This is a genomic window from Wolbachia endosymbiont (group A) of Pipizella viduata (assembly GCF_964028555.1).
Taxonomy (GTDB): domain Bacteria; phylum Pseudomonadota; class Alphaproteobacteria; order Rickettsiales; family Anaplasmataceae; genus Wolbachia.
Genome location: NZ_OZ034787.1, coordinates 724,698 through 747,103, shown reverse-complemented (window position 1 = coordinate 747,103; position 22,406 = coordinate 724,698). Strand labels below are relative to the sequence as shown.

At 35.6% G+C, this 22,406-nt stretch carries 20 protein-coding genes; 6 read left to right on the top strand and 14 right to left on the bottom strand.

Annotated features, from left to right (window positions below; translation table 11 throughout):
- Positions 1–44: 44 nt before the first annotated feature.
- From ABWU50_RS03480 to ABWU50_RS03470, 3 genes are all read right to left on the bottom strand, one after another.
- Complete coding sequence (locus ABWU50_RS03480; protein ID WP_264736312.1) at positions 45–623, bottom strand: RlmE family RNA methyltransferase; 579 nt, start codon at positions 621–623, stop codon at positions 45–47.
- A gap of 76 nt (positions 624–699) precedes the next feature.
- Positions 700–1,275, bottom strand: a complete 576-nt coding sequence (locus ABWU50_RS03475) for a PopZ family protein (RefSeq protein ID WP_353275248.1) — start codon at positions 1,273–1,275, stop codon at positions 700–702.
- Positions 1,276–1,294: 19 nt separating this feature from the next.
- On the bottom strand, positions 1,295–2,530 hold the full coding sequence (locus tag ABWU50_RS03470) for a TolC family protein (RefSeq protein ID WP_353275247.1): 1,236 nt from the start codon (positions 2,528–2,530) through the stop codon (positions 1,295–1,297).
- A 132-nt stretch (positions 2,531–2,662) separates the two neighbouring features.
- Between ABWU50_RS03470 and rplM the strand changes: the two genes are divergently transcribed.
- From rplM to ABWU50_RS03455, 3 genes are all read left to right on the top strand, one after another.
- Positions 2,663–3,121 (top strand): 50S ribosomal protein L13, encoded by a 459-nt coding sequence (gene rplM / locus ABWU50_RS03465; protein ID WP_253309391.1) that lies wholly within the window; start codon positions 2,663–2,665, stop codon positions 3,119–3,121.
- Between the two features lie 10 nt (positions 3,122–3,131).
- The gene (gene rpsI / locus ABWU50_RS03460) at positions 3,132–3,587 is read left to right on the top strand and encodes a 30S ribosomal protein S9 (RefSeq protein WP_353275245.1); all 456 of its coding nucleotides are present in this window, start codon (positions 3,132–3,134) and stop codon (positions 3,585–3,587) included.
- Positions 3,588–3,732: 145 nt separating this feature from the next.
- Positions 3,733–4,044: an HU family DNA-binding protein gene (locus tag ABWU50_RS03455; RefSeq protein WP_264688310.1), complete on the top strand. Its 312-nt coding sequence runs from the start codon at positions 3,733–3,735 to the stop codon at positions 4,042–4,044.
- On the opposite strand, the gene ABWU50_RS03450 is transcribed toward ABWU50_RS03455, so the two are convergent.
- Positions 4,037–4,744, bottom strand: coding sequence for a pyridoxine 5'-phosphate synthase (locus tag ABWU50_RS03450; protein ID WP_353275244.1), 708 nt, complete (start codon positions 4,742–4,744; stop codon positions 4,037–4,039). The two genes, ABWU50_RS03455 and ABWU50_RS03450, sit on opposite strands and share 8 nt — an antisense overlap.
- 262 nt (positions 4,745–5,006) lie before the next feature.
- On the opposite strand from ABWU50_RS03450, the gene odhB reads away from it, so the two are divergent.
- A complete protein-coding gene (gene odhB / locus ABWU50_RS03445) occupies positions 5,007–6,179 on the top strand; it encodes a 2-oxoglutarate dehydrogenase complex dihydrolipoyllysine-residue succinyltransferase (protein ID WP_264329147.1) in 1,173 nt (390 codons plus the stop codon).
- Positions 6,180–6,219: 40 nt separating this feature from the next.
- Here odhB and ABWU50_RS03440 read toward each other — a convergent pair whose 3' ends face one another.
- Genes ABWU50_RS03440 through ABWU50_RS03430 form a run of 3 tightly spaced genes read right to left on the bottom strand, consistent with a single transcriptional unit; the run spans position 6,220 to position 9,540 of the window.
- Positions 6,220–6,873, bottom strand: a complete 654-nt coding sequence (locus ABWU50_RS03440; RefSeq protein WP_353275242.1) for a tetratricopeptide repeat protein — start codon at positions 6,871–6,873, stop codon at positions 6,220–6,222.
- Positions 6,830–9,178 (bottom strand): tetratricopeptide repeat protein, encoded by a 2,349-nt coding sequence (locus ABWU50_RS03435; RefSeq protein ID WP_353275240.1) that lies wholly within the window; start codon positions 9,176–9,178, stop codon positions 6,830–6,832. Before ABWU50_RS03435 ends, ABWU50_RS03440 begins: the two co-directional genes overlap by 44 nt.
- Positions 9,127–9,540: a hypothetical protein gene (locus tag ABWU50_RS03430; RefSeq protein ID WP_353275239.1), complete on the bottom strand. Its 414-nt coding sequence runs from the start codon at positions 9,538–9,540 to the stop codon at positions 9,127–9,129. The genes ABWU50_RS03435 and ABWU50_RS03430 overlap by 52 nt, the downstream gene beginning before the upstream one ends.
- Before the next feature lie 219 nt (positions 9,541–9,759).
- Between ABWU50_RS03430 and secA the strand changes: the two genes are divergently transcribed.
- Positions 9,760–12,420 carry a preprotein translocase subunit SecA gene (secA, locus tag ABWU50_RS03425; RefSeq protein WP_353275238.1) on the top strand — a complete coding sequence of 887 codons (2,661 nt, stop codon included), beginning with the start codon at positions 9,760–9,762 and terminating at the stop codon, positions 12,418–12,420.
- On the opposite strand, the gene ABWU50_RS03420 is transcribed toward secA, so the two are convergent.
- The 6 genes from ABWU50_RS03420 to ABWU50_RS03395 form a co-directional block, all read right to left on the bottom strand.
- Entirely contained in the window at positions 12,404–13,378 is a 975-nt protein-coding gene (locus tag ABWU50_RS03420) for an ankyrin repeat domain-containing protein (RefSeq protein ID WP_353275237.1), read from the bottom strand. The two genes, secA and ABWU50_RS03420, sit on opposite strands and share 17 nt — an antisense overlap.
- A gap of 308 nt (positions 13,379–13,686) precedes the next feature.
- Positions 13,687–15,249 carry a glutamine-hydrolyzing GMP synthase gene (gene guaA / locus ABWU50_RS03415; protein ID WP_253309400.1) on the bottom strand — a complete coding sequence of 521 codons (1,563 nt, stop codon included), beginning with the start codon at positions 15,247–15,249 and terminating at the stop codon, positions 13,687–13,689.
- A gap of 105 nt (positions 15,250–15,354) precedes the next feature.
- Entirely contained in the window at positions 15,355–15,885 is a 531-nt protein-coding gene (locus ABWU50_RS03410) for a DUF2924 domain-containing protein (RefSeq protein WP_353275234.1), read from the bottom strand.
- Positions 15,886–16,262: 377 nt separating this feature from the next.
- Positions 16,263–16,616, bottom strand: a complete 354-nt coding sequence (gatC, locus tag ABWU50_RS03405) for an Asp-tRNA(Asn)/Glu-tRNA(Gln) amidotransferase subunit GatC (RefSeq protein WP_353275232.1) — start codon at positions 16,614–16,616, stop codon at positions 16,263–16,265.
- Positions 16,606–17,532: a ribose-phosphate diphosphokinase gene (locus ABWU50_RS03400; RefSeq protein WP_353275230.1), complete on the bottom strand. Its 927-nt coding sequence runs from the start codon at positions 17,530–17,532 to the stop codon at positions 16,606–16,608. The genes gatC and ABWU50_RS03400 overlap by 11 nt, the downstream gene beginning before the upstream one ends.
- 351 nt (positions 17,533–17,883) lie before the next feature.
- A complete protein-coding gene (locus ABWU50_RS03395; protein ID WP_353275228.1) occupies positions 17,884–18,012 on the bottom strand; it encodes a hypothetical protein in 129 nt (42 codons plus the stop codon).
- 180 nt (positions 18,013–18,192) lie between these two features.
- Between ABWU50_RS03395 and sdhA the strand changes: the two genes are divergently transcribed.
- A complete protein-coding gene (gene sdhA / locus ABWU50_RS03390; RefSeq protein ID WP_353275226.1) occupies positions 18,193–19,998 on the top strand; it encodes a succinate dehydrogenase flavoprotein subunit in 1,806 nt (601 codons plus the stop codon).
- Here sdhA and ABWU50_RS03385 read toward each other — a convergent pair whose 3' ends face one another.
- Positions 19,999–22,239, bottom strand: a complete 2,241-nt coding sequence (locus tag ABWU50_RS03385; RefSeq protein WP_353275225.1) for an ankyrin repeat domain-containing protein — start codon at positions 22,237–22,239, stop codon at positions 19,999–20,001. It lies immediately after the preceding gene.
- Between the last annotated feature and the right edge of the window lie 167 nt (positions 22,240–22,406).

Here is a 22,406-nt window from a genome sequence, read left to right as displayed (position 1 = left end):
TGTCAAGGAAGTTTTTTCACTTCTGCGGGCTACCTGGGTTAATATTATATAGGAGGTCTGCTGCCAATAAAGCCTAAACTTACCAAATACATTTCTGTAGATTCAGATCTACTTGACTTTGGTTTAAAATATTTTACTGTTTTAAACATTTTTTTTAGCTCGTTACAAAAATCTTTATCAGATTCTCCTTGGAAAATTTTTACTACAAACGTGCCACCATGGCTCAAGAAATGCTTTGCAAAATTGAGCGCTGCCTCACATAAAAGCATAATTCTGATATGATCCAACGATTTTAAACCACAAGATTCGGGCGCCATGTCAGATAAAATTACATCAAATTTTTGATCCTTGAATTTTTCTCTTAAAATTTCAAGCCCATTGATAATATCACATTGTATAAACTCTACTCCATTAATTGCGTTCATTGGTTTCATGTCAAGAGCAACTACATTTGCACCTTTCTGAGACGCGACTTGTGACCATCCACCAGGAGAAGCACCAAGATCAATAATTTTTTGCCCTTCTTGGAATAATTTAAATTTATTATCCATTTCTACCAGCTTATATGCTGAGCGTGACCTATAACCATCCTTGCTAGTTTTTCGCACATACTGATCATTCAAATGACGATGTAGCCACCTTGTTGAAGATAGTTTTCTGCCTCTAGCCGTCTTTACTCTAGTTTTTATTGCTAATACCCTACTTATTATTGATTATATCTTTGAGCTCTTTTTCAACTACTTCTTTTACCAGTGCATGTAGATATTTATTCAGCCATTCTGAGAGCTGAGGTTTTAAAAGAGATGTAACTAATTCTTCAACAGTAAGATTCGCTCTTTTTTGTTGTTTATGCTGCAATTCGTTTTGCATTTTTCCAAGCAGCGCTTTGATCTCTTCCATATTCTCTTTTAAAACTAGATGATCATTATTTTGCGCTTGTAAGCCGCTATTACTCGCTTTGTTATTACTCATTTGGATATTATCGTACAAATCAATGTCTTTTTTTTCTTCTGAATTGTAGCTATGGCCATTAAATTGGTTGTTGTTGCAAGCCATTTCCTCACTTTGGTCATCATTATCAATGTTCTCTTCTTTACCATTTTCTTTTTTGCCATCTTCTTCCATGTCTTCTGGATACTCTTCTTCAAGGCATAGCACATCATCATTTTCATCCTTTATTTCTGCTTTATCGTTACTTGCGTCTTTACCCGATATAGCTTTTTTTATATCTTCTAGAATATCTTTTACAGATTGATTGCCTTGTTCATCATGCATAGTGCTAATACCATTAAATTTAGAGATTTATACTATTTATTATAAAAAGCAAATTATAAACACTAGTTACATAATTGCTTTTTGCTTCAACTAAGTCTGAACGTGCTTTAAATAATGCATCTTCAGTGTCCAAAAGGTCAGATGTACTCTTTAAACTTAAGTTTACCTCTTGCTCAACTCCTTCCAATGCTAAAGCTGCTGCTTTTTCCGCTTCTTGACTTGCTTTAATAATGGCTTTTGCTGTTAGCACATTATTCCAAGCATTTACAACTGCTTGTTCTATATTTTTTACCGTTTCATAATAATCGTAGGTAGATTTTTTTGCATCCATTTTAGCTTTACTGACACCAAAAGCATTCGCTCCTTTTTTAAAGATTGGAACATCAAGAGTAAAAACTATATGAACATTTTCTAATAGCTTGTCTAATTTTACACCATCCTTCCCAAAATTTTTGCTTGCCCTTAGATTTAAAGAAGGAAGCCACTTGGAGCTTTCAGCGATCACTTCCATTCCGGCTGCTCTTTTTTGATAAACTGCTGCTTTTAGAGATAAATTATTGGTTTTTGCTAATTGTAAACATTCATTTAGCTCTGGGACAGAAGGTAGTTTATCATTAGCTTCAGAAAGGTCATCAGCATCTTCGCCAATCAAATGATAATAAGCAATATTTGCCAATTTTAATTTACCTTCAGCATCAACTCTTTCGGATATAGAAGACGAAAATTTTGCTTTTGCTAGCAAAACTTCAGCTTTAGTAACTTCTCCAAGGGAAAAGCGTTTTTTCATAGCTGACAAATGTTCCAAAGAAACGCGTTCTTTATGTTCTCTGAGCTTTAATATTTCTGTCTTTTGTAAAACACCAACATATGCTTTCACAGCATTAAGTGCAACCTCTTGTTTTAATTGCTGAAATCGCATTTTTTCTGCTTTGAGAAGATGACTTGATCGACTGAATGTGGCAAAGGTGCCACCTCCATCTATTATCCTTTGGCTTAATATCAGACGTTTTCCAGGTAAATTAGGTTGATTATAAAGATTAAAATTACTATCAAAATTGTACTGCAAACTAATGTCAGGTAAAAATCCAGCTAACCCAGAAGACTTAAGCTGTTTTTCTGCGCTTTTATATTGGTAAAATTGAGACTTTATTTTTGAGCTATTTTTGATCGCTTTGCTTATAACTTCTCCCACATCGGTTGCATAGCAACTTATAGTACTAAAAATGATCGCAAGTGTGATAATCAATCGAAACATTCTACTTCCTGTGCATATTGGTTGCGCAGCTCAATTACTAACATAAATTACTTTAATAATCAATAACTAATATTGTTGACACTATTGAGAAATTAAGTATATAGTAGCTTACTATTGTTTAGTTAAATTACAATGAAAACTTTTTTCTTAAAAGAGAAACAAATCGACAAAAAATGGTTTGTCATAGATGCAGAAGGATTAGTGGTAGGAAGGCTTGCAGCATTTGTAGCGACACTATTGCGTGGAAAGCATAAACCTGAGTATACACCTCATATGGATTGTGGCGATAATGTAATTATTATCAACGCAGAAAAGGTGCATTTTACCGGGAAGAAGCTTAAAGATAAAATTTACTATAAGCATACAGGTTATTCTGGTGGTTTGAAGAAAACTACTCCAGATAATATTTTAAATGGCAAATTTCCTGAGCGTGTAATAAAAATGGCAGTGAAAAGGATGCTTGATGATGGCCCTATGGCGCGTAGACGCTTTGAAAATTTGTATGTTTATTCTGGTTCAGAGCATAAGCATCAAGGGCAGCAACCTGAAAAGATAGATTTTGCCTCTTTGAATCGTAAAAATAAAAAGTAATGGAGTAAAAATGAAGAGTTCTACAATAAATAATAATGATTGGTCAGAAAAGACAATTAAATCAGCAGTTGATTCGCTTGGTCGTTTATATGCTACAGGCCGAAGAAAAGAATCTGCAGCAAGAGTATGGATAAAGCTGGGAAGTGGAAAATTTAGTGTTAACAAAAAAGGCGATCTAATTTCTTATTTTAAAAGAGAGTCAGTGTGCCAAATAGTGAAAATGCCATTTGTAGCAACTTCTACGTTAGACAAATATGATGTATTCGCAACTGTAAAAGGTGGAGGGCTATCTGGTCAAGCAGGTGCTCTAGCTCATGGAATAAGCAGAGCTTTAAGTAGTGTAAGCCAAGATTTGCATTCTATATTACGTAATGGTGAGTTCTTAACTAGAGATTCGCGTGTTGTTGAACGTAAGAAATATGGTCAACATAAAGCTCGGAAAAAGTGTCAATTTTCTAAGAGATAGTTATTTCATAGTGGTGTTTTTTTGTAAGTATTATACAAATATTTGCAAAAGTGTATAATATCCTCTATTTTTGTGATGAATTTAGTTGACTATCGGTGTCAACATAATATGCTATTTGTGTGATTTTTCAATATTAAGGTAATTTATGAGTAAAGAAGATATAATAAAACAATTAAAGGAAGATTGTTCTGGTCAGAATATAGATATAACAAAATCTGATTTGAGCAAGATTCATGATGCGTTTATTAAAATAATAAAGGATGAGCTGCATGGGAAAGGTGAAATACGTTTGCATGGAATAGGAACATTTTCTACTGCTATAAGTCAGGAGAAACAATGTCGTAACCCCCAAAATGGTGAGATCATGACTGTTCCTGAAAAGACAAGGGTAAAATTTAAAGCAAGCCAAACTCTTTTGAGTATTTTAAATGAGAAGGAAAAAGCAGCAGTTAGTTAGACATTATCATTTTCATTGTTTTTACTACGCTGTGTAAGCCATAAAATACAGCTTCGCTAATTAAATAGTGGCCTATGTTAAAAGCTGAGATGTGAGGTATTCTTGTCATCTTCTTAGCGTGTTTATAAGTTATGCCATGTCCTGCGTGGCATTCTATTCCTAATTTATTGACGTACTCTGCAGCATTAGTAATTAACTGTAACTTTTTCTCTGATGGATTATCACAGTAATCCCCTGTGTGAATTTCTATTATGTCAGGTTTTATCTCTAGCTTCTCAAGATATTTTAGTTGATTAATATTTGGATCGATAAACAGTGAGACTTTTATGCTAGAGCTATGCATTTCCTCTATTATACTAGAAAGTTTGCTGTGCATATTAATGATATCCAGGCCACCTTCGGTTGTTAATTCTTCTCTTTTTTCTGGTACTATACTAATCGAATAGGGTTTTACCTTTTTTGCTATTTTAAGCATTTCTTCCGTGGCTGCAATTTCAAGATTTAGCTCAGTGCTAATGCTTTTTTTTAGGTTAAATACATCTTCATCTCTAATATGCCTTCTATCTTCTCGTAAGTGTACAGTAATAAAGTCTGCTCCAGCGTCAATGGCTATTTCTGCTGCTTTCAATAGATCTGGGTAGGAAGTTCCGCGTGCGTTGCGGAGGGTTGCAACGTGATCAATATTAACACCTAGTTTCACAATCTACCTCAAAAATTATTTATGGATTATACATGTTATTAGGTCTTTTGCATAGTCATTGTTTGATTAGCAATACCATAGCCGAGAGACGGGGTTGGCGAAATGTGTCAAGATGGCCTAGCATCACGCGCTGGAATGACATTTGGGAGTATATTATCCGTTTGTCACTTCTAAATGATAAAAGCCTCAATGAATTTATTAGTTTATTACATGTCTCTTTTCATGTATAAATCTATAGAAAGTTTTATACGGAAGTTGTTTTATGAGCAAAATTATAGAAATCAGAGCGCCAAAAACTCTTGGTGGTGAGTCAGTTACGGAAGGTATAGTAAAAATAAAGAAAAATATTGGAGAAGCAGTAAAAGTAGATGACTTGATCTTTGAAATTGAGACTGACAAAACAGCACTCGAATTAACTGCAGAAGCTTCAGGGCAAATAACTGAATTTCTCGTAAAGGAAGATGATGTAATAAGTCCTGATCAATTGTTAGCGAAGTTTTCCGTGGGGGAAGTAAAAGAGGAAGCGAGAAAAGAAGATAAAAGCGAAAGTTCTGCTAAAAAAGATGCTCCATCAGCTCGCAAAATTATGGAAGAAAATGCAATTAATGCAGAAAGTGTCAAAGGAACTGGCATGGGAGGCAGAGTAACAAAGGCAGATGTGATAGGCCACATGAACAAAGCAGAACAGCCTGCAATAAAACAATACGAATTGCCAAAAAGTGTAGTGAGTGGAGAGCAAAGAGAGGAACGAGTAAAAATGAGCAAAATAAGACAAGTAATTGCTGCTCGTTTGAAGGCATCGCAAAATACTGCTGCAATACTGACCACGTTCAATGAAATTGACATGAAAAATGTCATGGATCTAAGAGCAAAATATAAGGACACTTTTGAAAAAAAATATGGAATAAAACTTGGTTTTATGTCGTTTTTTATAAAGGCAGCGGTGCAAGCACTGAAAGAGATCCCTGAAATTAACGCTGAGATCTCAGGCGATGAGATCATATATAAACATTACTATGACATAGGTGTTGCTGTTGGCACCGATAAAGGTCTTGTTGTACCAGTTATTCGAAATGCTGATCAGATGTCATTTGCAGAAATTGAGTTGACTTTAGTTGCTCTTGGCAAAAAAGCACGAGAAGGCAAATTACAAGTATCAGAAATGGAAGGTGCAACATTTACTATCTCAAACGGCGGAGTATACGGTTCACTCCTTTCCACTCCGATAATAAACCCTCCGCAATCTGGAATACTTGGAATGCATTCAATACAAAATAGGCCAGTTGCTGTGGGCAATTCGATAGAGATCAGACCTATGATGTACATTGCCCTCTCTTACGACCACAGAATAGTGGATGGCAAAGGAGCAGTTACTTTCCTCGTTAAAATAAAAAATTATATAGAAGATCCAAATAGATTAGTTTTGGAAGTGTGATTATAAAATAAGTGATTGTTAATCTAGTATTGCTAAAAACCTAAATATCATCTAGCTCTGCCAGTAGTTTCACAACTTCCGGGTGATCAGGGCCGTAATTTTTCTTAAAGATGGATGAAGCCCGTTCAAACAACTCCTTTTGTTTCTTGTGGTTACCTAGAGCACCATGGGCATCGCTTAGGTTTATCAGTAGTTTAGCAACTTCAGGATGATCAGGGCCGTAATGTTTCTCAACAATAGGCAAGGCCTGTTCAAACAGCTCCTTTTGTTTCTCGTGGTCACCTAAGTCCCCATGAGAGATGCCGAGGCTTATTAGTATAATAGCAATTTCTGGATGATCAGGGCCATAATGTTTCTTAAGAACAGGTAAAGCCCGTTTAAGCAACTCTTGATTTTTCTTATGTTTACCTAAAATGCCATAAGTAATGCCAAGGATTACCAGTAGTTTAGCAACTTCAGGATGGTCATAACCATAATGTTTTTCAAAAATAGATAAAGCCCGTTCGAACAACTCTTTTGCTTTTTGAGGATTATCTAAAGCATTATGAGCAATACCAAGATTTACCAGTAGTTTAGCAACTTCGAAATGGTCAGACCTGTAATGTTTCCTTTTGATTGCTAAAGCCCATTCAAATAACCTCTTTCTTTTCCTATGATAACCTAGACCCCCATAAATGACACCTAAGTTTGACAACAGTATAGCAACAATGTTTCTCAAAAATAGGTAAAGCCCGTTCAGACAGCTCCTTTGCTTTCTGAAAATCACCCAAAGCATAACAAACAAGACCGAGGTTTGCCCGTAGTTTAGCAACTTCGAAATGATCAAGTCCATAATGTTTCTCTTGAATTGCTAAAGCTCGCTCAAACAACTTTTTTGCTCTCCGGGGACTATCTAAATTCTCATAAGCGTGGCCAAGGTTTGTCAGTATGACAGCAACTTTAGGATGATCAGAGCCATAATGTTTCTCAAAAATAGGTAAAGCCCATTCAAACAACTCTTTTGCGTTCCGAGGATTGTCTAAAGCATTATAAGCAATACCAAGACTTACCAGCAGTGTAGCAATTTCATAATCAGGGCTAAAATGCTTCTGAAGAATAGGTAAAATCCGTTTGATCAACTCCTCTTGTCTTTTAGGGTTACCTAAATCAGAGTATCCATCATTAATCCACATTAACAAATCTAAAAGATAATCCTTTTCTATTGTTTGCTTTTCTGAAGAATTTTTTTCTAGCAAATTATCCATGTGTGATAAAAATGCTTCTAAATGTGGTAATAATTGTCGTTTCTTAGCATAATCTTCTAGTTTATCACTGCGGTAAGGAAAACCCTCTTCTAATAGTTGAAAAACAATTTTTATGTCTTCTTTAGTTTTTCCACTTTCCTCTGACTTTAGCCTTGTCACCTCCTGAATCAAGTTGTGCACTAACATGCTATGATCTTTTTTGACAGTTAACATAGAATAACTTATTAATATTCCCAACGCTTCATGGAAAGTTTCTAAGGAAGGATTATTTTCTTGATTATCAGCAAAGATTTCTAGTAAAGATTTAGGGATAGGACTACCATCTAGGTAAGCACAAGCAGTAAGCCAGTTAGCTGCCAATAAGGATTCTTTTTTTATTGCTTCTACTGTAATGTCCCATGTAACATACACTATTGCTGCAGTCTCTCTATTAGCACCAGCTGGAAATGTTTCAAGCAATGTTTTATCGGACAATAAAGCTCGTTTTCTATCATTATATAATTTCAAATAGTCTGAAATACTTATAACTGTTTTCTTTATATAAGCACTTGCTTGGGCTAAAGCTAAAGGTAAATGTCCTAATGTCTTTGCTAATGTATCCACTTGAATTATATCTAGCTTTGTTCCTTCCACTTCTAGTATCTTACGAATGTAGCTCCTTGATTCTCCAGGTTCAAAAACATCAATAGAAATAGTGTTCTGTGGTTGTGGCCAGCCAAATGTATAACGAGAAGTTAATAATATCTTTCCTCCTTTTATAGGAAGTAAATCTGCTATATCTTTGTAGTTAGGAGCGTTATCGCATATCAGTAGCCACCCAGCACGTTTAGGGTGTTCTAGCCAATACTTAACATGCTTGGCGTGATCTTCTTCACGAACGTTTTCTCCGTAACCATGAATAACGTTTAGTCCACGTCCTAACTTGATGTACTCGTTAATTAAAGTATTTCTATCTCGTGTATCAAGCCAAATTATCCATCTATATTTTTGGAGCTTACTCCAAATAAATTCTAATGCTAATTGTGTTTTACCTATTCCACCTAGTCCATGACAAGCAACTAGTGTTGCTGTATCATTAGCTTTCAGGCATTCTTCTATTTTATCTAGCAGCGCTTCTCTGCCGACAAAGTTATAATTTCGAAGAGGAACCTGCCAAAATTCAGGTAGATCTTCTTTAAGTTTGAGACTATAAAGATGTTCTATGGCTTCCTTAAAATAATTGTCTTTTCTTGTTAGATAAGAAACTTCGCTACCCTGTTGTTCCCACCATTTTTCTACCTTCCCGCGTGCAAAGTCAAAAACCATGTCAATGTTTTTCTTGCCTGATATTTTGTATATATTCCATATTTCTTTCTTAATAATATCATCCAATTTTGAATGATTAGGTTGATTAATTACAAACCTTATTCTAAGTAAAAAATCTTCTATTTCATCTTCACTGCCGCAACTGAAGTATTTTTTCAGTTCAATATGATTTTTTATTTTGTAGCACGTTCCTTTGTGACCTTCATAAATACTTAAAATGTTATCATCTGTTAACTTTGACTCTTCCAGATACTTCTCTAATGTTTCTACTTTGCCTTGCTTTTCTGTACCTTTTTTTAAGTTCACATTAACATTGGTATGAATGACAAGTGTAATATCACTGTTCTTACACTCAGGGTTTTGCTTAATCTCAGGATAAGATTCAACAAAATATTTGTTTAACCCGAAATCCTCTTTCTGTCGCTTTCTATTGTTTCCATCAATAAACAAATCTTCAAAAGTAATATTCGCTGATGAACTAGGGTCGTTACGGTGTTTAGCTTGAACCAAGATAATTCTCGATTTGTTCTTCTGATCTTTATACTCAAAAAAAATATCATCAAAGGCTCCAAAACTTCTATGTTTGATGCTAACCAAAAGTCAATATACTCAAAAAAAATATCATCAAAGGCTCCAAAGCCTTCTATGTTTGATGCTAACCAAAAGTCAATTTTACTACTTAACCCATGAAGTAGATACAGCATTAATAATTTTACTTCATACTTACGACCTTGATCACCTGTTGATGTGCCATCTCTCTTCTTAAATTTAGGATTACCAAGTTCTTCAGACTGCTTATTTTCTACATTCATACCCTACTAAACCTACGAATAACTTCTTTCTATAAAAAATTAAAGTCACCAAGTGCCTAAGATAATGCAACAGATTCTTTAATATTTCGATAACAGTGCCGAACAGGGTTGATTTTGTTTTCTATCTTAAGTATAAAGACTCCCCAAATCTAATATGTCATTGCTGTAGGCTGCATTTAGTAATATAATCTCATATTAAATAAGACGTTACTTAAGTTTATGCTAGATTCTCCGCTAATTTTGACAGCCATTCTTATATTTTTCATTTTTACGTTGTCATTCTTTTTTATAAGAAAGATATTTGGGTCAACAAACAAGAAGATAATAAAATCCTTTAGGAAAATTGTTCAGCAAATAAATACATTAGAAACAGAAATGCAGAGCTTATCTGATGAGGAGCTTGCTGGTAAAACTGAAGAATTCAAACGAGAATTGAAAAATGGAAAAACGTTAAATGATCTTCTCGTACCTGCATTTGCAGTTGTGCGTGAAGCCTCTCGAAGGTTTCTTAACATGAGACACTTCGATGTTCAACTGATCGGTGGAATGGTACTCCATAACGGCATGATATCAGAAATGAAAACAGGAGAGGGAAAGACACTCGTTGCAACTTTAGCTGCATACCTTAATTCTTTAGAAGGGAAAGGCGTGCACGTCGTAACTGTTAACGACTACCTTGCGAAACGAGACACAGAGTGGATGAGCAAGTTATATAATTCTCTCGGGGTTTCTGTTGCATTTATTACGAATAATTTGACAGATGAAGAGAGAAAAGAGGCTTACAGTGCAGATATCGTGTATTCCACAAATAACGAGCTTGCCTTTGATTACCTGCGAGACAATATGAAATTTTCTCAAGAAGACATGGTTCAGAGAGGCTTTCACTACGGAATAGTTGATGAAGTAGACTCAATACTCATTGATGAAGCTCGCACTCCGCTCATTATTTCTGGCCAGATTGAGGAAAACAATCAGATATATAAGCATATCAATAAAATAGTAACCAAATTAGTTGACTCTGATTATGAGGTGGACGAAAAGGGTAGGGCAGTGTTCCTTACTGAAGATGGTATTTCACGAGTGGAAGAACTACTCAGGTCATACAATCTCATTCCTGAAAATTCCTCGCTCTATGATACTAACAGCATGATAATGACTCATTATATAGACCAAGCATTACGTGCACATAAGCTGTTTACTGCTGATAAAGATTATATAGTGAAAGATGGAAAGGTAGTGATTATTGATGAATTTACTGGGCGTATGATGGAGGGCAGGAGATATTCCGATGGTCTTCATCAGGCACTTGAAGCGAAGGAGAATCTTGAAATTCAGCATGAAAACCAAACTTTAGCATCGGTCACATTTCAGAATTACTTTCGTATGTACAATAAACTTTCCGGAATGACTGGAACAGCAGCAACAGAGGCAGAAGAGTTTCGTGATATATACAGACTAAATGTAGTAAAAATTCCAACCAATGTACCTGTAAAAAGAGTTGATATTGATGATGAAATTTATGGCACAGGAAAAGAAAAATTTAATGCTGTGTTGAAGTTTATAGAAGAATGCCACAAACGCCTTCAACCGGTCCTTGTTGGCACGGTAAGCATCGAAAACTCTGAGAAGCTTTCTGCGCTTTTGCAAAGCCATTCTCTTAAGCATTCAGTATTGAATGCTCGTTATCATGAACAAGAGGCGTACATAATAGCACAAGCTGGAGTGCCAGGTAGTATCACTATAGCAACTAACATGGCAGGACGTGGAACTGATATTCAACTCGGTGGAAACGCTGAAATGATTGCAAAGGTAGAGCTAAAGAAGATAAAAAATGCTGATGAAAGAGAAAAAAAATACCAAGAAATAGTCGAAAGAGTAAAAAAAGATAAGGAAATTGCTATAAAAGCTGGTGGTTTATGCGTGGTTGGAACCGAAAGACATGAAAGCAGGAGAATAGATGATCAGCTGCGTGGCCGTTCTGGTCGTCAGGGGGATCCTGGACTTTCTAAGTTCTTTTTATCGCTTGAAGATGACCTAATGAGAATATTTGGTTCTGATAGAATGAGAAGCTTTTTACAAAAAGTAGGGTTAAAGAATAACGAAGCTATTCATCATCCATGGATCAATAAGGCACTTGAGAAGGCGCAGAAGAAAGTTGAAGCTAGAAACTATGATGTGCGGAAGTCTTTGCTTAAGTTTGATGACGTAATCAACAACCAACGTAAAGTTATTTTTAAGCAGAGAAACAATATCTTAGGCAACGAAATTAATGATTTACTTGAAGTATATAGCGAAGTAAATGAGAGCATAGTAGAAGGTATAATCCAAAGTGGCTATTATGAGGATTATATTGAAGATATAGTCAAAGAATTCCATACAAGGTATGGAATAACGCTTGATAAAGAAGATTTAGCAAAGTTTTTAAACAAACAAGAAGCTTTGGATTATATAAATGATAAGATACAAGAATTTTTTACTGAGAAAGAAAAATATTTCAACAGTCAGCACACTACAGATTTGTGGAATACGATCGTGAAGCAAGTAATGATAATGACACTTGATCATTTATGGAGGGAGCACCTTTCAACTTTAGAAAGCTTAAGACAAAGCATAAGCTTACGTGCCATGGGGCAGAAAGATCCACTGAATGAATTTAAACGCGAAGCTTTCTTGATGTTTGAGTCAATGCTTGAAAAATGGAAGGAACTCACCATTCATCGCTTAGCACACTTTAAGTTGGCAGACAACCAAGAGATAGGCAATAGGTTACATTCTGCTAGAAATAGCAGACTTTCCAAAGTCTCAAGAAACAACAAATGTCCTTGCAACTCCGGAAAGAAATACAAGCACTGCCACGGCGCGGTTACTGTGGTGAATTAGGAGCTGTAGTCTGCTGCGCATTACTGCAGCTAACCTCACTTAATTTACTGCCAATTGTAACTCCATAGGCAGAGCATATAACTCCATAAACAATACTACCAGCTATTAACACAGATGCTGCAGTAATTCCAACTATTGCTAGTACAGATAATTCAGTAGCATATGCAAGCATCAATGGAATTACAACAGTAGTAATAGCACCCACAGCAGCGCTAATTTTTATTGCTTTATGCTTAATACATGATGGATCTGCACCATAGTCTAGTAGTAGCTTTATTAGCTTTGGATGTTTATAATTGTAATGAATAGCGTAATCCAAGGGAGTTTTTCCTTCTCTATCTAGCAAATTAACACTTGCTTTTCTTTCGAGTAGAGGTTTCACTATTTCTGTATTGCTTTCCCTCATAACGGCATAATGCAAAGGAGTTCTTCTATAAAATTGATTTTGTACATTAACATTCGCTTCTTTTTTCAGTAGAAGCTCTACTATCTCTACATTGCCGAACCAAGCAGCATAATGCAAAGGTGTCATTTCAAGTTCACTTCGCACATTAACATTTGCATTGCTTGCTAGCAAGAGCTTTACCATTTTTAAATTTTGTTCACCGACAGCAAAGTGTAAAGGAGTCCTGTTGAATATGTCTTTCACATCAATATTAGCCCCTATTTCTATTAAGAATCTTGCTAGCGTTTCATAACCATTTTTAACCGCTAGGTGCAATAAACTATACCTATCTTTACACACAAAACCTGTAGATTCGTATTCTTTGAATATGTGATTTACATTGAAATTATTCTTTTTCCATTGAAAATATTGATCAAAACTATAAATATCGTCTTGATTATTTTTGGGAGGACATCTTTTTTCCAATTTGTCTCTTATTTCATCAATTATATTTTCTTTATTTATATCTTGATTATTATTGATCTCTTGTAATATTTCTTGTAACCACATCATTTTTCGTTTAAACTTCATAGTTTTATTATGGCATATGAAGTGGATTATGTCAATGAAGAACTAAGAAACTGGTTCTTCTTTTTTTCTATAGCTTTAGGTTTACCTACAATTTAAAAAACAACAAATTCGACATTCCGCCGCAGTATCTCTAGATCCTGCTAACACGTAGCGGGATGACGAGTTACTTAACGTCATACCGTGATTTATTCACGGTATCTCAACCGCTAACAAAGCGGGATGACAGCAATCCTACGTCATACCGCCGCGGTATCTCTAGATCCCGCTGCGGTATGACTAGACTTTTTGATTTACTCCCACTCAATGGTTGCTGGTGGTTTAGAAGTTAAGTCATAGACAACTCTATTTACTCCGGAAACGTTATTAACAATTATACTGCCAACATTCTGTAAAAAGTCCCAAAACACTAGCGAATGCTGATCCTTATCTTCAAATGGAAATGCATCAGCCGTCATACCATCGGACGATGTTACAGCCCTTAAAGCACAAACATATCCGTATGTACGACCATCTCCCATGACGCCTACAGTTTTTATTGGTAATAATACAGCAAAAGCTTGCCATATCTTATCGTATAGATCGTAATTTTTCATCGTATTAATATATATTTCATCTACTTCTTGCAATATTCGCACCTTTTCTTCATCAACTTCACTTATAATCCTCACTGCAAGTCCGGGTCCAGGAAATGGATGTTGAAATATTATCTCGTCTGAAAGCCCAATTTCTTTTCCAAGTAGCCTTACCTCATCTTTAAAGAGATAGCGTAAAGGCTCTACTAGCTTCAGGTTCATCTTTTCTGGCAACCCACCAACATTATGGTGAGACTTAATTGTACTAGTGTTGTCTGAGGCATGCCCTGACTCAACTACATCAGAGTAGATGGTACCTTGCATCAAAAAATCCACATCACCTATTTTTTTTGCTTCTTCTTCAAACACTTCAATGAAAGCGTTACCGATAATTTTTCGCTTTTTTTCTGGATCAGTTATTCCCTTTAACCTACTCAAAAATAAATTTGATTTATCAACGTAGTTTATCGGAATTTCTTTCAACATAGCAATGGTCTGGTTCTTGCGTAACAACCCAGTATCGATAAAAATACAGTTCAATTGTTTTCCTATAGCTTTATGTGTGAGAGCCGCTGCAACACTTGAATCAACCCCACCACTTACTGCAGCGATTACTTTTTTCTCTCCTACTACATTTTTGATTTTTTCCTTCTGCTTTTCAATAAACGATTTCATTGTCCAGTCTCTCTCGCAATTTGCAATATCCAAGAAGTTAGAGAGCAATTTACTGCCATTTGTTGTGGGCCTCACTTCAGGATGGAACTGAGTACAGTAAATCTTCCGCTGTTCGTTGACAATTATTGCAATTGTTTGATTTATCACACCTGATGCGATAACAGTAAATCCCTGTGGTATAGTATCAACACTGTCCGCATGGTTCATTAATACATCCACTTCAGAATTAACATCCCAGGTATCCTTTATAATGGGGGATTCTTTTAGTATCTTGATTTTAGTTCTGCCAAACTCCTGTTTGAAACTCTCTTTTACTTTTGCTCCAAAATAATGACAAATGAGTTGCTGTCCATAGCATATTCCAAGTATAGGAACGTTTGTTGCCTTATTAAGTTTTATAATTTCATGTACTACTCTACTTGTTTCAGAACAATCATCATTTACAGATTGTGGTCCTCCAGAGAGAATAAACCCATTGAATTTTGATATTGTTTCAAAACTGATGTTGCTTGGAAATATTTCGCAATACACACCCATTTCCCTGACTTGTCTTGCGATAAGCTGTGTAAATTGTGAACCAAAATCAATAATGGCAATTGCTGACAATTTGCTCCTCCATATTATTTAAAAGTGATATCTGATAATAAAGAAAATAAAGAAGTAAGTAAACTAAGACCTCTTAAAAGCTTTGATGTATGACTTAAACGTTAGCTATGATTTATTTTGAGTTGACAGAAACTTTGCACGGTGGTGACTCAGAGTCCTCAGTTTTTCTTTGGGGTCAAGGCATACTTTAAAAAAATCCCAACCGTTGCAACTTTTACCGATAATTCTTGTGCCAGCCGTAGAAGGAGCACTATATTCTTCCCCATTGTAAATAAACTTTCCCTCATTACTGACTGTAACTTCATACATTTTCTTTTTATATTCTCCAACAAGTGTTCTACCTATAAAAAGAGCTTTAATAACTTTTTGATTTTGCGTTAAGCCATCATCATCAACTTGCACAATTTCTTTAGGTTTATCTATTTTGAGCTCATTTAGTGGCTCATTACCCACCATATTGTTTAATACTTTATTTATTATATATGTTACTGCCTCATCTTTGACTTCTTCTACCCTTTTATCTACATATTTTTCTACTTCACTACGCACATGCCTTTTCAAACTTTCAAGCAAATCCTGTAAGTCGAGTAAAGTTAATTCAGATGTTTCCGTAAAAACCCCCAGTTTTATTATCACGTATCAATAATACATCTAGTATACTTAAAATATCTTTAAGAAAGGCGACTCTGACCCTCAGGTAGCTAATGTTAACTACCGATATCGTACGTGAACCAAAATCAATAATGGCAATTGCTGACAACTTACCCCTCCATATTATTTAAAGCAATATCTGATAATAAAGAAAATCATGGGGCAAGTAAACTATAGCTAAAGTGACTTAGGTTTACCTACAATTTGAAAAACAACAAATTCGTTATTCCGCTACTTGTTAGCGCCGCGGCGGTATGACGTAGGGAAACCTTCTTGGGTTAGCTATACCTGTTTTGCCACTCTGCTGAACGGATACTTTGAAAGTAGATCTATTATAGAATTGATATGAGCCTTATTTTACCCTAATCGTTTATAACCTTTGGCACTACGAAATACCCATGCTCAGGTTTTGTATTGGACAATATCTCTTCTTTAATGTTTTGAGAATTTATAACATCATCGCGTACATGAATGTCCTTGTCTATACTGCCATAACGCATAGGAGAAACACCTTCAGTATTAACTTGCAATAAAGTATCATATATCCAATCCAGCATTGTCAGTTCTTTGGAGTAGTGATCAATCTCGTCATTTGATAACTTAATCCTTACAAGCTGTGCAATTTTAAGCATTTCTTCCTTGGTAATTGTTATTTTTCTCTTATTTGCAAATTCTATTAGTGAAGTAATAACGTCTTCTGTTGACTTAGCTGGCATCTTTACCTCCTTGGATGAAGTGAGTTAAAATATATACGACCGAAACAACTTCTATTTTACCAGTTTTTTCAAGTTTGTGAAGTATAGTATCCGTAATCACTAATTTATCTAAAGAAGAGGAAGAAATTTTTTCAACTGCACTTCCTGAAAGCACGCCATGTGTGATGCATGAAATTACGGACTTTGCTCCGCAATTTTTTAAAGCAAGGGCTGCATTACACAATGTTCCACCAGAGTCAACTATATCATCAACAATGACACAATTTTTATTCGCAACTTCTCCTATTATGTTCATTACTTGAGATGTACCTGCTTTCTCCCTATATTTATCTACTACAATAATCTTATCACTTAACCCTATCTTGTACTTTTCCTCTAAAGTCTTTGCAAAAGCACGTGCTCTGCCAATTGCTCCAACATCAGGTGCAACAATTGCCAAATTTTCCATGTGTATACAGTCAACAAATGCTTCAAAGCAGTTCAAATTAGTTATCGGTACATCAAAGAATCCTTCAATTTGACTTGAGTGCAAATCAATCACTGCAACACTACTTGCACCTGCAGTTTGAATAAGATTTGCAACTAATTTGGCATTTAAAGCAGATTGCATATTATTGTTCTTGATAATTCTATCTTGTCTGCTATATCCATAATAAGGAATAATTACTACTATCCTTTTGGCTCCTAATCTATTTACTGCATCAATTATAAGCAGAAGCTCCATAAGGTTATCATTCACAGGGGGAGAAAGAGATTGTACTATGTATACTTCTTGATTATATAGATCATTTGCTACTTCTACATTTACCTCGCCATCGGTAAACTTTGATATCCAAGCAGAGGATGGTTGAACATCTAGCCGGTTAACTACTGATTCCCCTAATTCTTTACTAGCATTACCTATTATTATCTTCATAATATACCAATTGAGCTTGTAAGATTATACAGAAATTATGAAATAATTGAAATATAAGTTTCTTTATCTAGCATTCTTGTTGGCAAATTAGGTACCTCTTGTACAATGACCTGTCATTTTCACGCATTGTTTCAATATACAGACCCAAATTGAAACAACTATACAAAATCCTGCTTATGTTTCAAGATAAATGACTTTAATGAAATATAATTTACCTTACCACTTCGTTTTGATTCTCCAGTTCAACATAGGATAAATTACTCATACATTCTCCTAATATTTCCTCCTTTTTATCATTATCTAGTCCACTGCTAAACCCCTGACACTTTTTCTCAAGAGCTAAGCGTGTAGCTATCTTAAGTTTTCCCTGGCCATTTCAGAAGATTTTTGAGTAATCGTTTCTTTTATCATTCCACCAACTTCCTGTTTATTTAGTGTAATAACTACCGATGGATGCAAGCCAGATAAAGACTCAACCATTTTATTGTATGTTCCACCTGAAGTAAGTAAAATAGCGAGGTTTAAATGGCATTAAGATCAAAATTATTGGATGAAAAAGTGGTTCACTAATAATGAGAATTGGTATTAGCTATAGAAAACTTGTATAGATTTTTTCTACTTCTGTGATATCATAAGCCTGTGATGATAAAATAAGCAAATATGGATAAGTCAGCGTATAAGATCATAGAACATGAGTATGATGTGGTAGTAGTGGGTGCAGGTGGAGCAGGGCTCAGAGCAACGCTTGGGATGGCTGCAACTAATTTTTCAGTTGCCTGCATTTCTAAAATTTTCCCTACACGAAGTCATACAGTTGCAGCACAAGGCGGAATTAGTGCAGCTTTAGGTAATATTGGTGAAGACGATTGGCGCTGGCATGCATATGACACAATAAAAGGTTCAGACTGGCTTGGTGATCAAGATGCAATAGAATATATGTGTAAAAACGCTGCTAAAGCTGTTATTGAACTTGAAAATTTTGGCGTACCTTTTTCTCGTACAGAAAATGGTAAAATATACCAGCGTTCCTTTGGTGGAATGACAACTCACTTTGGTAAAGGAAAATCAGCGCAGCGCACTTGTGCGGCAGCAGACAAAACTGGGCACGCAATCCTTCACACTCTATATCAGCAGTGTCTTAAATTCAACGCTGAATTTTTTGTTGAATACTTTGTGATTGATTTAATTATGGATAGCGAAACCGGAGCATGCTGTGGAGTTCTTGCTTGGTCGCTATGCGACGGTACATTACATAAATTTCGTGCGCATAAAGTGGTGCTAGCAACAGGTGGATATGGACGTGTTTATTTCTCTGCAACAAGTGCGCATACCTGCACAGGTGATGGTAATGGCATGGTGGTGAGAGCTGGGTTACCACTTGAAGATATGGAATTTGTACAATTTCATCCAACAGGAATATATGGCTCAGGGTGCTTGATGACAGAAGGGTGCCGTGGAGAAGGGGGGTACCTCGTTAATTCTCAGGGCGAAAAGTTTATGGAACGTTACGCACCAAAAGCAAAAGATTTAGCTTCCCGTGATGTGGTAAGTCGTGCAATAACAATTGAAATTAGAGAGGGAAGGGGAGTTGGACCGAAAAAAGATCACATGTATTTAACTATAGCGCATCTTGATCCGGAAGTAATAAAACTCAGATTGCCGGGCATCAGCGAAACCGCAAGAACTTTTGCTGGAGTTGATGTCACTAAAGATCCAATACCTGTTATTCCAACTGTTCACTACAACATGGGCGGCATTCCAACCAATTATCATGGAGAAGTGATCACGCTGAAGCAAGGTAAGGAAGAAGTGGTAGATGGACTATTTGCAATTGGAGAAGCTGCATGTGTCTCTGTGCACGGTGCAAATCGACTTGGTTCTAACTCACTTCTTGATCTTGTGGTTTTTGGTAGAGCTGCAGCGCTCAGAGCAAAAGAGAAACTAAAATCCGGTATACCACATAAAAAATTGAGCTCAGATTGTACAGATTGGATAATAGATAGGTTTAATAAAATGCGATTTGCTTCTGGGAAGCTCAAAGTAGCAAAAATACGCAGCGAAATGCAGAACACTATGCAAAAGTACGCATCAGTGTTCCGTGTTGCTGAAGTTTTAGAAGAAGGTAAAAAAGCTATAAAAAAGGTAGCAAAAATGATGCCTGATGTTTCACTTGAGGATCGCAGTATGATATGGAACAGTGATTTAGTTGAAGCACTGGAGCTTGCTAACATGATCCCACAAGCGGTTATTACCATGGAATGCGCAGCCAATCGAGAGGAGAGTAGAGGTGCTCATGCTCGTGAAGATTTTCCTGAGCGTGATGATAAAAACTGGATGAAACACACCATAGCGTGGCTTGAAGAAAAGAAAGGTCAAATTAACGTAAAAATTGATTATAAAAAAGTGGCTGAAAAAACTCTGAGCGATGAAATTGACTTCATCGCTCCGGAAAAGAGGGTATACTAGTTATATTGTTAACCCATCTGCGGGAGATTTTGTTGATGTATCTTTCATTTCACTTTTTGGATTTCTTGCACGCTTTGTCTGTCGGTCATTGTCAGTAGAGTTCTTTGTTTTATTAGTTAGTTTTTCAAAACATTTCTTAACACCACTAAACCCTAAAGTGAGAGCAAGACATGTAGCTATAGCAATAGCTGCGAGGAATAAAGCTGCAAAGGCCCCAATGTAACCCTGAGAGACACCATATGCTACAGCTGAAATGAAAATAACCGTTGTTATGGATATTAATGTTTGACGGGTTCTCTTTGCTGGATCTATGTACTTTCCAGCAGCAGATACTGCTTTTCCTGTAGTAGATGCTGTTTTTTCTATAAAAGAACCTGCTTTTTCAATGCCAGACTGACATTTTTTTGAAGCAGTTTTACAGTGGTATTTTTCCTCGAGTCCCTTTTTTATTTTTCCAACTTCCTCTAGTGCTGTATATGTAGTCTCCTGACAGTTTTTTAAATTTCGTATAGTTAATTTGTAGTTTTCAGTATGGAATTCTGGATTTTGCAACCACAAAGAACTAGGATCAGCACCGTTTTTTAACAACATTGCACAAAATTTTGTTGTATTGCCATCACCAATTTTTTTTGGAACAACAACTTTTATCTGTGAAAGGTGTTTGCCTTTTTCCACTTTTTTTATTAGCGCCACTTGTAGAGGCGTGTTTTCTTTCTGGTTGGTAGCATTCATAGCTTCTCTCAATTTATCTTGAGATATCACTCCTTTTTCTACTAAATTCAAAATTAACTCCAAATATGCAACTTTTTGCTCTCCTTTAAGTAAAGCAACATGATGTAAAGCATTGTTACCATCTGTGTCTTTAAGGCTAATATCCACCCCTTTTTCCAATAGTTCTTTAAAAAGTTTTTTATCATTATTTTTAATTACTGAATGTAATAGATAATTGTTGTTACTATCTGGAGTATTTATAGTATATGGTATAATTTCTTTGATTTTTGTTTCTGTATTGGTTTTTATTTCTGGCTTTAATTTAGATTTCTTTCCTTGCTCTGCTAATTTTTCTAAGAAATTACGGTAGTATGTCTTTTGCTCTTCTTTTAAGTATTGTAATTTTTCTTCAGACAACTGCAAATCATCAATATTTGCTCCTAATTTGAGCAATTGTATAGCAGATACTATTGTATTGTCGTAGTGTGGTGTAAGTTTTTTTAAAGGTGTAGTCTGTTTTTCTTTTGTTACTTTACTAAGTAACAATGCTTGCAGTGGTGTTTGACCGTTGCCATTTTTATCGTTTACAGCTTTTTCAAGTTGTGCTTTAAGTTGCTCTTTTCCTTCCTTCTTACTCACATCTAGTACTGTATTTAAAAAATCAAACTTTTGTTTTTTCTCTAATTGTGTAACTATTAGGTGTAAAATATTATTTTCCTTTTCATCTTTTGCACTGCTAATATCCTTACAACCTTTCAGATATTCTTCAAATTTCTTGCGATTTCCATTTTTAATTGCTTTGAATATTGGCTGTTCCTCATCAGTATATTGAACATTGCTGTTCGTTATCCCGTTGGTTTTCTCCACTTCTTGGTTTTCATTTGCTGTGTAGGAAATTGGTATACCCGAAATGTGGTCTTTCTCATCAGCAGGATCATCTTCAGCTTCGCTACTGTTGCCGCTTTCGATTCCACTGTCTCCATTGTCAATCGTCATCCCGTTGTCTTTCTCTACTCCTTGCCCTTCACTTATTGTGTTAGCACTACTGATTGAATGCTTCTTACTAGCGTTATGATCATCTTCAGCATCGCTACTGTTGCCGCTTTCGGTTTCACTCTCCATACTCCCTCTACGACCAATTTCATTTTGATCAACGTTATCAGGATGATCTTTTTTGCTGCTCTTGTTAATAGCTTCTGAAATTACCTGTTCTATTTCCTCTTTTTTTGTTGGGTCTAGTTTTTTTGACTGTTTGATTTCTTTTTTCAATGCTGGAAGGAAGTGTTGAGTATAATACTTATAATATTTTTCTTGTTCTTCAGGTGATTCTCCTAATTTGGTTAACACTTCGATTAATATCTTAGGACTAGCCCCTTCCTTGAACAATCCCTTGCATTTATTGAGAGTCTTGTCTTTCCCAACTTCTGGGTGTAGGTGTTTGTGCTTTCCTTTTGTTACTTTTTTCGTTATAATGCTCAATAATTCATTGTTGTGTACTAACTCACTAGATGTAGAATTTTCTTTTGTCATACCAAAGCCTCACTAAAAACTAACTATTTGTGTATCTTTGTAGTTGTAAGTGTCAACAATTTGAGATTGAGAACTAACAACTAAAAAGCTAGATTTAAATTTTAAAATGTTGTATATGTAATTGAAATACAGGCAGAAGAGCGTTTCTGCTAGTATCATAGTTAAAC

Bases quoted from the DNA above. Each gene is read 5' to 3' on its own strand.
- ABWU50_RS03475 (WP_353275248.1), bottom strand. From the start codon at position 1,275: ATGCATGATGAACAAGGCAATCAATCTGTAAAAGATATTCTAGAAGAT.
- ABWU50_RS03470 (WP_353275247.1), bottom strand. From the start codon at position 2,530: ATGTTTCGATTGATTATCACACTTGCGATCATTTTTAGTACTATAAGT.
- rplM (WP_253309391.1), top strand. From the start codon at position 2,663: ATGAAAACTTTTTTCTTAAAAGAGAAACAAATCGACAAAAAATGGTTT.
- rpsI (WP_353275245.1), top strand. From the start codon at position 3,132: ATGAAGAGTTCTACAATAAATAATAATGATTGGTCAGAAAAGACAATT.
- ABWU50_RS03455 (WP_264688310.1), top strand. From the start codon at position 3,733: ATGAGTAAAGAAGATATAATAAAACAATTAAAGGAAGATTGTTCTGGT.
- odhB (WP_264329147.1), top strand. From the start codon at position 5,007: ATGAGCAAAATTATAGAAATCAGAGCGCCAAAAACTCTTGGTGGTGAG.
- ABWU50_RS03430 (WP_353275239.1), bottom strand. From the start codon at position 9,540: ATGAATGTAGAAAATAAGCAGTCTGAAGAACTTGGTAATCCTAAATTT.
- secA (WP_353275238.1), top strand. From the start codon at position 9,760: ATGCTAGATTCTCCGCTAATTTTGACAGCCATTCTTATATTTTTCATT.
- ABWU50_RS03420 (WP_353275237.1), bottom strand. From the start codon at position 13,378: ATGATGTGGTTACAAGAAATATTACAAGAGATCAATAATAATCAAGAT.
- gatC (WP_353275232.1), bottom strand. From the start codon at position 16,616: ATGCCAGCTAAGTCAACAGAAGACGTTATTACTTCACTAATAGAATTT.
- ABWU50_RS03400 (WP_353275230.1), bottom strand. From the start codon at position 17,532: ATGAAGATAATAATAGGTAATGCTAGTAAAGAATTAGGGGAATCAGTA.
- ABWU50_RS03395 (WP_353275228.1), bottom strand. From the start codon at position 18,012: ATGGTTGAGTCTTTATCTGGCTTGCATCCATCGGTAGTTATTACACTA.
- sdhA (WP_353275226.1), top strand. From the start codon at position 18,193: ATGGATAAGTCAGCGTATAAGATCATAGAACATGAGTATGATGTGGTA.
- ABWU50_RS03385 (WP_353275225.1), bottom strand. From the start codon at position 22,239: ATGACAAAAGAAAATTCTACATCTAGTGAGTTAGTACACAACAATGAA.